8 protein-coding genes are annotated in these 8,429 nt (G+C 36.0%); all 8 read left to right on the top strand.

What is annotated here, in order from left to right; translation table 11 throughout:
* The first annotated feature begins 99 nt into the window (after positions 1–99).
* The 8 genes from U473_RS09885 (at position 100) to U473_RS09850 (ending at position 8,366) form a co-directional block, all read left to right on the top strand.
* Complete coding sequence (locus U473_RS09885; RefSeq protein ID WP_068725867.1) at positions 100–1,089, top strand: ABC transporter substrate-binding protein; 990 nt, start codon at positions 100–102, stop codon at positions 1,087–1,089.
* Between the two features lie 18 nt (positions 1,090–1,107).
* Positions 1,108–3,294: an ATP-binding protein gene (locus U473_RS09880; protein WP_068725865.1), complete on the top strand. Its 2,187-nt coding sequence runs from the start codon at positions 1,108–1,110 to the stop codon at positions 3,292–3,294.
* Positions 3,294–4,640: a sigma-54-dependent transcriptional regulator gene (locus U473_RS09875; RefSeq protein WP_068725863.1), complete on the top strand. Its 1,347-nt coding sequence runs from the start codon at positions 3,294–3,296 to the stop codon at positions 4,638–4,640. Before U473_RS09880 ends, U473_RS09875 begins: the two co-directional genes overlap by 1 nt.
* 163 nt (positions 4,641–4,803) lie before the next feature.
* Positions 4,804–4,971 carry a twin-arginine translocase TatA/TatE family subunit gene (locus U473_RS09870; RefSeq protein WP_068725861.1) on the top strand — a complete coding sequence of 56 codons (168 nt, stop codon included), beginning with the start codon at positions 4,804–4,806 and terminating at the stop codon, positions 4,969–4,971.
* Between the two features lie 31 nt (positions 4,972–5,002).
* Entirely contained in the window at positions 5,003–5,218 is a 216-nt protein-coding gene (locus U473_RS09865; RefSeq protein ID WP_068725859.1) for a YqgQ family protein, read from the top strand.
* Positions 5,219–5,522: 304 nt separating this feature from the next.
* Entirely contained in the window at positions 5,523–6,536 is a 1,014-nt protein-coding gene (locus U473_RS09860) for an ABC transporter substrate-binding protein (protein WP_068725857.1), read from the top strand.
* A gap of 47 nt (positions 6,537–6,583) precedes the next feature.
* Entirely contained in the window at positions 6,584–7,558 is a 975-nt protein-coding gene (locus U473_RS09855; RefSeq protein WP_068725854.1) for an ABC transporter permease, read from the top strand.
* Positions 7,559–7,571: 13 nt separating this feature from the next.
* On the top strand, positions 7,572–8,366 hold the full coding sequence (locus tag U473_RS09850; RefSeq protein ID WP_068725852.1) for an ABC transporter ATP-binding protein: 795 nt from the start codon (positions 7,572–7,574) through the stop codon (positions 8,364–8,366).
* Positions 8,367–8,429 lie beyond the last annotated feature (63 nt).

Raw genomic sequence — 8,429 nt, 5'->3', positions numbered from 1 at the left:
TTTTTTTAGCATAAATTTAACACACATTTTATTTTATAATCATAGTGAAATCTATGGTAAAATGATAAATAGTAGAAAAAGAGATTTGGGTGACAAATAATGAAAAAAATGATTAGGATCATTCTAATAGTAATAGGCATTATTCTTTTTTCTTTTTGGTATATTCAATCTTCCAATGAACTAGTAAATACAAAAGAAAAGTATAAAATTGGGGTTTTAATTAGTGGTACTGAAAGAATAGAAAAAATTAAAGGCCTGAAAGAAGGGTTGCAAAACCTGGGATATGTTGAAGGGATGAATACATCGTTTGTCATCAAAAATGCAGATAATCAGATAGATTTAATAAAAAAATACGCCAATGAACTTGATGCAATGGATCTGGATGTTATTATTGCTGGTGGTGCAATTGAAACGAAATTTTTCAAGGAAAATAGCCGAGGGAAAACGCCGATTATCTTCCTTGGCGTTGCTGATGCCATACAGTTAAACTTAGTAGAAAGCTATCAGAAACCAAATGGTAGACTTACAGGTGTTGAAAATGGACATGTTGAATTATCAGGTAAACGATTGCAATTGTTTAAATTATTATTACCTTCGCTTAACCGAATCATTGTTATTTATGATGAAAAAATAGACGCAAGTTTATTAAGTCTAGAAAAGGTGAAACAAGTGAGCGAAAAGCTTCAGATCGGGATATCCCCTATCCCAATCTCTAATTTGGAACAGTTAAAAGAACTTAAATCCTTTTCTTTTCAAGAGAATGATGGAATCCTTGTTCTACCTAGTTACTTTTTAGAAAAAGCAAGTTTAACCATAGGACAATTGGCATTAGAACGCAATATTCCAACGTTTGGTGTGCAGTCAAGTGATATTAAAAATGGATTTTTATTATCTTATGGTGTCTCTTACTATGACCAAGGTTTTCAATGTGCTAGTACCGTGAGTCAAATCTTGCATGGCCAAAGCGCAGGAAGTATACCAGTTGAGAAACCAGATACTGTGCGTTTGCTCGTTAATGCAAAAACGGAAAGAGCCTTAAATATCGAATTTTCCAAAATAGGAAATGCCTTTATTCAAAGGATAGAGTAGGCACAGGAGGAATGCTAAATGGTTCCATGGTGGAATCGAATCAAATTTAAACTTTTATTTTTTGGTGTGATGATGTCGATTGTACCCATCGCCATTATTGGTTTATATACGATTCAAACGACAAAAGCGGGACTTGAGGGAAGTATACAAGAAAAACAACTCTACATTGTTCAACGCGCAGCAACAGAAGTTGAACATTTATTAACCTCGATTAAAGGAAGAATGCAGCTTTTAATTGATTCGAATGAAATAGAGGATCTTGATAACGAGACAAATAGAGAAAAGTGGGAACAGAGCCTTTATGGATTTCTAAAACAAAATCCGGAAATAGAGAATGCTTATGTCTTTGATGAAAATGGCAAGGTCATGGCGTCGGCGATGCGTTGGGAAATTATCCCCCAGACGCGTATTTTAAAAAGCCAGTTGGAAAAATTAAAAACTGAATCTCAGAATGGACAATGTTTAGTGGGAGATGTTTTATTTAAAGAGGATGGGAATCCTTATGTGAATATTGGAGTTCCTTTTTATTCGCCAGACCATCAAGATTTTCATGGCGGAATTATTATTGAAATTAGCTTGAGAGGAACATTTAAGCAAATATCAGCGGTTCACACAGGCAATCAGAGCTATATTTATCTAATTGATGATAAGTCGCGCTTGATTGCTCATACCGATTTTGGACAAGTCTTATTAACTAAAAATGTAATTATATCTCCAGAATTAAAACGGATGATAGAAGAAAAAGAAATAATAAAACAACCAATTTCCTATCAAAGTTATACTGGAGAAAAAGTTATGGGGGCATACGCTCCAATTAAATCAGCCAATTGGGGAGTAGTGATTGAGCAGCCGATTGATAAAGCTTTTGCCCCGATTGATTTACTTGTACAGCGCCTGATTTTGATGATGTTAATCGTAACCCTTATCGTTGTGCTGGTTAGTATTATATTTGGGGTATGGTTCACTAAACCGATTGAATTGATGGAAAAAGCAGTACGTAAAGTTACACAGGGTTTTTTAAATGTAAAAATCAATTATAAAGCAAAAGATGAATTTGGAAAGCTTTCTGAAGCGTTTAATCGGATGACAAACGAATTACAATTAAAATCTGAGCATTTAGAGCAAGAAAAAGAAAGATTGGATACAATTATTAATGGAAGTAGAGCAGGTTTTGCCTTGGTCCATGAAGACTTTACTGTAGAATGGATGAATGATCGTCTAAAGGAGTGGCTAGCGAATGATGAAAAAGGACTGTCATGCTACACTTTGTTAGGCAGGTTAAAAGAACCATGTAAAGATTGTCCAATTACATTAAAAGATCCAAAGCAATGTCAAAATGAAGTCGTTACAACGATCAATGAACTTGGGGAAAATCGAATTTATAGTCATCGTATGTATCCATTGGAAAGAGTAAGGGCAGGAGAAGCGAATTACCTTGTTGTAGTTGAAGATATTACTGAGCAAAGGCAATTAGAAGAAATGGTAGTACAGGCGGATAAGTTATCAGCATTGGGTATATTAGCATCAGGATTTGCCCATGAAGTAAATAACCCATTAGCATCGATTAGTGCCTATGCCGAAGATTTAAAAGAGCGGATCAAAGAAGAACCTACGCAAGAGTTGATTCTAAATGGTGAAGTTGACCATTATTTAGATATCATCCGAAATAATGTAGATCGATGTAAAATGATTACCAATAATTTGCTTAATTTTTCCCGAAAGAATTCATTTGTTGCTAATGATGTAGATCCTATTAAAGTACTTGAGGATAGTCTAGTTCTTTTACAACATAGTTTAAAGAAAAAACAGATCCAATTGGTGAAAAAATATGATTTACCTTTACCTTTGATTCATGGTGATGGATTACAAATTCAACAAGTCCTTATCAATATCATTCAGAATGCAATTGATGCCATGGATGAGAATGGCTTGCTAGAAATTCAAGCAATTGAAAAACCAAATCAACTTGAAATTCATATCAAAGATAATGGCCATGGAATGAATAAGGAACAGCTTATTAAGGTTTTTGATCCATTTTATACGACAAAACCAGTGGGTAAAGGAACAGGTCTAGGCTTATATATTTCTTATAATATATTGAAAAAAATGAATGGTGATATACGAATAGAAAGTGAAGAAGGAAAAGGCACTATTGTAACAATTGTCTTGCCAACTACTCAGCAAAAGAACCAGGAGGTGATTTGATGAAAGAATCTGTACAAATGATTGTTGTTGACGATGAACAAGATCTTTTACAGCTGTTAGTTCAACGACTCAAAAGAAAAGGGTATCAGGTATCTGGTTTCGCTTCAGGGCATGAAGCATTGAAACAAATGGAACAAACCTCATATGATATTGGTATCTATGATATTAAGATGCCTGGGATGGATGGAATCGAGTTGCTTCGTGAATCCAAGAAACGAAGTCCAAATATGGAAGTGATTATGTTAACAGGTCACGGAACGGTCGAAACGGCGATTGATGCGATGAAATCAGGTGCCTATGATTATTTAACAAAACCATATAACTTAGCAGAATTAGACGTGATTATTCAAAAAGCTTTAGAGAAAAAACAACTCTTTGAGGAAAATAAACGATTAAAAGAAGTGATGCAAATCGAAGGGATGCAATTTGAAATCATTGGTGAACATCCAAAATTAAAAATGCTACTTGAGATGACCAAACGCCTTGCACAAAGTCATGTTCCTGTCTTAATTGAAGGGGAAAGTGGGACTGGAAAGGAATTGATTGCGAGAGCTGTCCATACTTGGAGCGAACGATCAAACCAACCTTTTATTGCGATCAATTCAGGAGCATTAATGGAGAACCTTTTAGAAAGTGAATTGTTTGGCCATACCAAAGGAGCGTTTACAGGAGCTGTGTCAGAAAAGAAAGGTTTAGTGGAAATGGCACATAAAGGTACTTTGTTTCTTGACGAAATAGGGGAAATGCCATTATCTTTACAAGTCAAATTACTAAGATTCCTAGAAAGTGGAGAATTTCGTCGTGTTGGTGAAAATCAATTACGTAGAGTTGATGTTCGTCTAGTTGCTGCCACAAATCGTAATTTGGAGGAAGAGATTGAAAAAGGTAACTTTCGTGAAGACCTTTATTTTCGCCTCAATGTGATGAAATTGGTCGTTCCTCCACTAAGAGAACGAAAATCGGATATTCCTTTATTAGCAGCCTATTTTTTGAAAAAGTATCAACAAAGATATGGACGAAAAGAATTAAGTCCAGCCACGATTGAAGCCCTGACTAATTACCATTTTCCAGGTAATGTTCGTGAGTTATCTCATTTAATTGAGCGCGGAGTCTTGTTATCCAGTAATGAAAAGATAGAACCACAAGATATTTTTCCTCATGGCCTCAATAAAAATGATTTCATAGCAGAGGATCTTGCATTGATCTCGTTAGACGAAGTAGAAAAAAATCATATCATTCGTGTCCTAGAACAATGTGATTGGAACAAAACGAGAACGGCACAAATCTTAGGGATAAGTTTAAGAAACCTTTATCGTAAAATTGAAACCTATGGGATAGAACGTTAGTAACTATGACATTTTTGCATAGAGATGTCAGTTTGGCAGGAATGTTAATGACAATAAGCTCTGCAAATGTTTTAGAAATCGTCATAATAAAGGGATTCTAAATTGGCATTGATTTTGCTAAAGTATAAAGTAAGGAACAACATTTAACCTTGGAGGGGATATCATGCTTAATAATATTGGAATACCTGGATTGATTTTGATTTTAGTGATTGCTTTAGTCATCTTTGGCCCAAGCAAATTACCAGAGATCGGGAGAGCATTTGGTAGAACCATAAAAGAATTCAAAAGTGCAACTAAGGACCTTTTAGATGATGAGGAGAAAAAAGCTTAATCATTCTGTTGCCTGATGAAAGAGTGATTTCATGGGGAAAAATGATCTTACAGATGTACAAGCGATCTTAAAAAGGTTTGGTGCGTTCATTTATACGGGAAATCGTCTTGACGATATCGTCTTAATGGACTTAGAACTACAGGATCTTTATGAAAGCAATTTGATTACGATCGAAGAATATAAAGAAGCAAAATCAATACTGAAAAGAGAATACAAAGAAGAGATTTTACCAGAATCAAAGGAGTAGTCGAAATGACTGCTCTTTTTTTACTGCTATTGGAGGTTTGTATATTCCATAAGCAGCGACTTTTGGGAGTGTATTTCTTTCTAATTTTTTCATTCAAAAGAAATGCACGAACAACGGAGTGCGTTGGGATATATAAACTTTTTATTATGGCCTAATTTTATGAAAATGATTAAAAAATCATTGTAAATTGTTTAAAAGATTGATATGATAAACGAAAATGCTTTAATGCCTATAAGCGTTAAAGCGTATCGGCGTTAAAGAGAATGGAATCTATTTTTAGAATGAACAAACGGGAGAGATAAAGATGAAGAAGTGGTTAAGAGGGGCATTCATTTTCGTTTTAATTGGAAGTTTACTTTCTTTAATTGGTTGTTCTAGTCAAAGTAGTACCGAAGTAAAAGAAACAGAAGAAACGAAGGAAATGGTTAACATCGGGATTATTCAAATCGTTGAACACCCTTCCTTGGATGCATCACGACAAGGGTTTATCGATGCATTAAAAGCATTAGGATATGAAGAAGGAAAACAAGTTCAATTTGATTACCAGAATGCTCAAGGGAATAGGGATACATTAAATACAATCGCACAAAAATTCGTAAATGATAAGAAAAATATGATTTTTGCCATTGCTACTCCTTCAGCACAAGCTGTTGCTCAACAAACGAATTCAATTCCTATTCTGATCACTGCTGTTACAGATCCGGTAAGTGCAGGTATTGTTAAGTCAATGGAAAAACCTGGGACAAATGTTACAGGAACCACAGATATGAACCCTGTAAAGGAACAATTACAATTAGTGAAAAAGGTAAAACCAGAAGCAAAGACGGTTGGAATTATTTACAATACGGGTGAAGCCAATTCAGAAGTACAGGTAAAAATGGCACAAGCAGCTGCTGAAGAACTAGGGTTAACATTGGAATTAGCCGGGATTACGAACAGTTCGGAAGTAAAACAAGCAGCTGATGCATTGGCTCCAAAGATTGATGCTTTTTATATTCCTACAGATAACACCGTTGTCTCCAGTATGGAAGCAGTCCTCATGGTTGCTGAAGCAGGTAAACTTCCCGTTGTTGTCGGAGAAGGAGATTCGGTGAAACGTGGTGGGTTAATCACTTATGGTTTAGATTATTATAAACTAGGTTATCAAACTGGGGAAATGGCTGTAAAAATTTTGAAGGGTGAAGCAAAACCAGAAGATATGGCGATTGAAACCCAAAAAGAAATGAAATTGGTGATTAACAAAAAAGCAGCTGAAAGAATGGGCGTACAATTACCAGAGGACTTACTTCAAGAAGCAGATGAAGTGTTCGAACAGTAATATGAACAATAAAGGTTAGATAACGATTCATCTTGGGAGGGACAGAAATGGGAATTGTAATTGGATCGTTAGAACAAGGATTTATCTTTGCCATAATGGCTTTAGGTGTATATTTAGCTTTTCGTATCTTAAATTATCCTGATTTAACAGTAGATGGTAGCTTCCCTATGGGAGCTGCTATTTCTGCTCTATTGATTACAAAGGGAGTCAATCCCTTCCTTGCCTTAATCTTTGCTTTTATTTCCGGGGGAATTGCTGGACTGATTACAGGAATCCTTCATACGAAAGGGAAGATTGACGGGTTGCTTGCTGGAATTCTTACGATGACCGCTTTATATTCCATTAACTTAAAGATTATGGGTACCTCAAATTTATCACTTTTTCGAGCAGATACTATTTTTACACCGGTTGGTAAAATAAAGGAACAGATCGTACAATGGCTTGGAGCGACAAATGGTGAAGAAGTTAATCAGTGGCTCTATTCGTTCGCCTTATTACTTGTCGTTCTACTATTAAAATTGGCCATTGACTGGTTTTTACGAACGGATATTGGCTTGGCGATTCGTGCAACTGGTGATAATCCTTCGATGATTAGGAGTTTTGGCGTAAATACACACCATTCGATCATGATGGGACTGATTCTTTCCAATGCTTTAGTAGGTTTAGCAGGTGGGATGATGGCTCAATATCAAGGTTATGCTGATGTACAAATGGGAATTGGGATGATCGTTATTGGTTTGGCTTCCGTTATCATTGGCCAGGCAGTGTTTGGTTCCAAATCGATTAAGCGGTCAACGATTGCTGTTATAGGTGGTGCCATTATTTATCGACTAGTGATTGCGATCGCTTTATATTTACCATGGCTAAGCCCAACCGATATGAAGCTAATTACTGCAGTTCTCGTCATTTTTTCACTCACTTTTCCATCTTTCTCTAAAAGGACAAAGAAATCACAAGCTGGTCCTAAAAAAGTTGAGCAACTTGATTATGCTGTTCAAAAAGTCAGCGCAGAGAAAAGCTAAGGGGTGAAAAAGGATGTTACGAATTGAAAATGTGTCAAAAACATTTAATATAGGTACAGTAAATGAAAAGCCTGCACTACGTCACATTGATTTACGGTTATATCCCGGTGATTTTGTAACAGTGATCGGAACAAATGGAGCTGGAAAATCAACATTAATGAACGCCATTGCCGGTGTTCATCAGGTCGATGAAGGAAATATTTATATTGATGGACAAGAGATTACGAGATGGCCAGAAAGCGGGCGAGCAAAATTGATTGGACGAGTATTTCAAGACCCAATGGCAGGAACCTCGCCAACGATGACCATTGAAGAAAATTTGGCGATGGCATACAAACGGGGAAAAAGTAGAGGACTAAGGGTTGCTTTAAATAGTAAGCTACGAGATTTTTTTCAATCCTCATTATCAGTACTAGAACTTGATTTAGAAAATCGTTTGGAGCATAAAGTAGGATTGCTATCAGGAGGAGAAAGGCAAGCACTTAGTTTACTTATGGCCACCTTTACCAAACCTAAAATTCTACTTCTTGATGAACATACTGCCGCATTAGACCCAAAACGAGCCCAATTGATTACCCATTTAACCGAAAAAATAGTAAGACAAGATCGATTAACCACATTGATGATAACGCACAATATGGATCAGGCATTAAAGCTGGGTAATCGACTCATCATGATGCACCAAGGAGAAATCGTCCTTGAGTTAAATGAATTGCAAAAGGCAAAAATGACCGTGAAAGACCTTATCCGTGCCTTTGAAGATTTAAAAGGAGAACAATTTGTTGATGATCGAGTTGTGTTAGGGTAGTGTGTAAGTTATCAATATATTTTTTAAGGGAATCCATATGGGTTCCCTTAAAAATTTTCAAGT

Origin of the sequence: Tepidibacillus decaturensis (genome assembly GCF_001561915.1) — a bacterium.
GTDB classification, from domain to species: domain Bacteria; phylum Bacillota; class Bacilli; order Tepidibacillales; family Tepidibacillaceae; genus Tepidibacillus_B; species Tepidibacillus_B infernus.
Note: the sequence above shows the minus strand (reverse complement) of the source record. Positions and strands in the feature narration are given on the sequence as shown.

Coding starts and splice junctions, on each gene's coding strand:
- U473_RS09885 (WP_068725867.1), top strand. CDS start 100: ATGAAAAAAATGATTAGGATCATTCTAATAGTAATAGGCATTATTCTT.
- U473_RS09880 (WP_068725865.1), top strand. CDS start 1,108: ATGGTTCCATGGTGGAATCGAATCAAATTTAAACTTTTATTTTTTGGT.
- U473_RS09875 (WP_068725863.1), top strand. CDS start 3,294: ATGAAAGAATCTGTACAAATGATTGTTGTTGACGATGAACAAGATCTT.
- U473_RS09870 (WP_068725861.1), top strand. CDS start 4,804: ATGCTTAATAATATTGGAATACCTGGATTGATTTTGATTTTAGTGATT.
- U473_RS09865 (WP_068725859.1), top strand. CDS start 5,003: ATGGGGAAAAATGATCTTACAGATGTACAAGCGATCTTAAAAAGGTTT.
- U473_RS09860 (WP_068725857.1), top strand. CDS start 5,523: ATGAAGAAGTGGTTAAGAGGGGCATTCATTTTCGTTTTAATTGGAAGT.
- U473_RS09855 (WP_068725854.1), top strand. CDS start 6,584: ATGGGAATTGTAATTGGATCGTTAGAACAAGGATTTATCTTTGCCATA.
- U473_RS09850 (WP_068725852.1), top strand. CDS start 7,572: ATGTTACGAATTGAAAATGTGTCAAAAACATTTAATATAGGTACAGTA.